The 3,241-nt window shown below is 51.8% G+C and carries 2 rRNA genes; both read left to right on the top strand.

Annotated elements, in window-relative coordinates:
* Positions 1-150 precede the first annotated feature (150 nt).
* A 23S ribosomal RNA gene (locus ACEYW6_RS35790) occupies positions 151-3,039 on the top strand.
* 60 nt (positions 3,040-3,099) lie between these two features.
* Positions 3,100-3,217 (top strand): 5S ribosomal RNA (rrf, locus tag ACEYW6_RS35785).
* Positions 3,218-3,241 lie beyond the last annotated feature (24 nt).

The following is a 3,241-nucleotide window of genomic DNA, read 5'->3' as shown; positions in this document are numbered from 1 at the left end:
GCCAGCAACATGACTGAACTGTCAGACTGCTGAGTTGATCTCAGCCAGAACCTTGAAAACTGCATAGTAACGCGAAATTAGCAGGCAGACACAGACATTCTGAATGAATGTTGAGTGAATGCAAATTGTGAAACACCAAATGAATTGAGTGGTCAAGCTAATAAGGGCTAACGGTGGATACCTAGGCACACAGAGGCGATGAAGGACGTGGTTACCGACGATATGCTCCGGGGAGTTGGAAGCAAACATTGAGCCGGAGATTTCCGAATGGGGCAACCCTATATACTACCTGCTGAATATATAGGCAGGAGAGAGCCAACCCAGCGAATTGAAACATCTTAGTAGCTGGAGGAAGAGAAATCAAAACAGAGATTCCCTAAGTAGTGGTGAGCGAAAGGGGAAAAGCCTAAACCAATTGGTTTACCGATTGGGGTAGTGGGACAGCGATATCGAATCTGGAGGCTAGACGAAGCAGCTAAATACTGCACCAAAGAAGGTGAAAGTCCTGTAGTCGAAAGTTGAAGGATAGTAGCTGAATCCCGAGTAGCATGGGGCACGAGGAATCCCATGTGAATCAGCGAGGACCACCTCGTAAGGCTAAATACTACTGTGTGACCGATAGTGAACCAGTACCGCGAGGGAAAGGTGAAAAGAACCCCGGAAGGGGAGTGAAATAGAACATGAAACCGTTAGCTTACAAGCAGTGGGAGGACTATTCAAAGTCTGACCGCGTGCCTGTTGAAGAATGAGCCGGCGACTTATAGGCACTGGTAGGTTAAAGCGAGAATGCTGGAGCCAAAGGGAAACCGAGTCTGAAAAGGGCGATAATCAGTGTTTATAGACCCGAACCCTGGTGATCTAACCATGGCCAGGATGAAGCTTGGGTAACACCAAGTGGAGGTCCGCACCGACTGATGTTGAAAAATCAGCGGATGAGCTGTGGTTAGGGGTGAAATGCCAATCGAACCAGGAGCTAGCTGGTTCTCCCCGAAATGTGTTTAGGCGCAGCGGTAATGATTATATCTGGGGGGTAAAGCACTGTTTCGGTGCGGGCTGGGAGACCGGTACCAAATCGAGACAAACTCTGAATACCCAGAGCACACATTGCCAGTGAGACAGTGGGGGATAAGCTTCATTGTCAAGAGGGAAACAGCCCAGACCACCAGCTAAGGTCCCCAAATCATCGCTAAGTGATAAAGGAGGTGAGAGTGCACAGACAACTAGGAGGTTTGCCTAGAAGCAGCCACCCTTGAAAGAGTGCGTAATAGCTCACTAGTCAAGCGCTCTCGCGCCGAAAATGAACGGGGCTAAGCGATGTACCGAAGCTGTGGGATTAACTTATGTTAATCGGTAGGGGAGCGTTCCGTCGTAGGTAGAAGCAGTAGCGGCAAGCAGCTGTGGACGAAACGGAAGTGAGAATGTCGGCTTGAGTAGCGCAAACATTGGTGAGAATCCAATGCCCCGAAACCCTAAGGTTTCCTCCGCCAGGTTCGTCCCCGGAGGGTTAGTCAGGGCCTAAGGCGAGGCCGAACGGCGTAGTCGATGGACAACGGGTTAAAATTCCCGTACTGATTGTAGGTTGTGCAGAGGGACGGAGAAGATAATTGTCAGCCGGATGTTGGTTACCGGTTCAAGCGTCAAGATGTTGAGAGACGGCGAAAACGTTTCGAGTTGAGGCGTGAGTACGACCCACTACGGTGGGGAAGTGGCATAGTCTAGCTTCCAAGAAAAGCTCTAAACACGTTAACTTACAGTTACCTGTACCCGAAACCGACACAGGTAGGGAGGTTGAGAATACCAAGGGGCGCGAGATAACTCTCTCTAAGGAACTCGGCAAAATGGCCCCGTAACTTCGGAAGAAGGGGTGCCCACCTCAGACGTGGGTCGCAGTGAAGAGATCCAGGCGACTGTTTACCAAAAACACAGGTCTCCGCAAAGTCATTAAGACGCAGTATGGGGGCTGACGCCTGCCCAGTGCCGGAAGGTTAAGGAAGTTGGTCAGGGGGAAACCTTGAAGCTAGCGACCGAAGCCCCGGTGAACGGCGGCCGTAACTATAACGGTCCTAAGGTAGCGAAATTCCTTGTCGGGTAAGTTCCGACCCGCACGAAAGGCGTAACGATCTGGATGGTGTCTCAGAGAGAGACTCGGCGAAATAGGAATGTCTGTGAAGATACGGACTGCCTGCACCTGGACAGAAAGACCCTATGAAGCTTTACTGTAGCCTGGAATTGTGTTCGGGCTTGGCTTGCGCAGGATAGGTGGGAGGCGATGAAGTATTCCTTGTGGGGAGTATGGAGCCAACGGTGAGATACCACTCTGGCGAAGCTAGAATTCTAACCCATGACCATTATCTGGTCAGGGAACAGTTTCAGGTGGGCAGTTTGACTGGGGCGGTCGCCTCCTAAAAGGTAACGGAGGCGCGCAAAGGTTCCCTCAGCACGCTTGGAAACCGTGCGGCGAGTGTAAAGGCATAAAGGGAGCTTGACTGCAAGACTGACAAGTCGAGCAGGTACGAAAGTAGGCCTTAGTGATCCGACGGCGCAGAGTGGAATGGCCGTCGCTCAACGGATAAAAGTTACTCTAGGGATAACAGGCTGATCTCCCCCAAGAGTCCACATCGACGGGGAGGTTTGGCACCTCGATGTCGGCTCATCGCAACCTGGGGCGGAAGTACGTCCCAAGGGTTGGGCTGTTCGCCCATTAAAGCGGTACGTGAGCTGGGTTCAGAACGTCGTGAGACAGTTCGGTCCATATCCGGTGCAGGCGTAAGAGCATTGAGAGGAGTCCTCCTTAGTACGAGAGGACCGGGAGGAACGCACCGCTGGTGTACCAGTTATCGTGCCAACGGTAAACGCTGGGTAGCCAAGTGCGGAGCGGATAACCGCTGAAAGCATCTAAGTGGGAAGCCCACCTCAAGATGAGTGCTCTCACCACGTAAGTGGGTAAGGTCACGGGAAGAACACCCGTTCTTAGGCGGTAGGTGGAAGTGCAGCAATGTATGTAGCCGAGCCGTGCTAACAGACCGAGGGCTTGACCTCATAAATCATTTGGTTTCGCGTTACTGTGCAGTCTTCAGGGTGTCTGACCCAACAATATTTCCTGGTGTCTATTGCGCGGTGGAACCACACTGAACCCTTCCCGAACTCAGAGGTGAAACGCTGCTGCGGCCACGATAGTTTAGGGGTAGCCCTACGCAAAAATAGCTCGATGCCAGGATTCATTTTTATATCAAAGCCCCCT

This window comes from Nostoc sp. UIC 10607, from assembly GCF_047228265.1.
Taxonomy (GTDB): Bacteria; Cyanobacteriota; Cyanobacteriia; order Cyanobacteriales; family Nostocaceae; genus Nostoc; species Nostoc foliaceum_A.
This window is presented reverse-complemented; position numbering and strand designations above follow the sequence as displayed.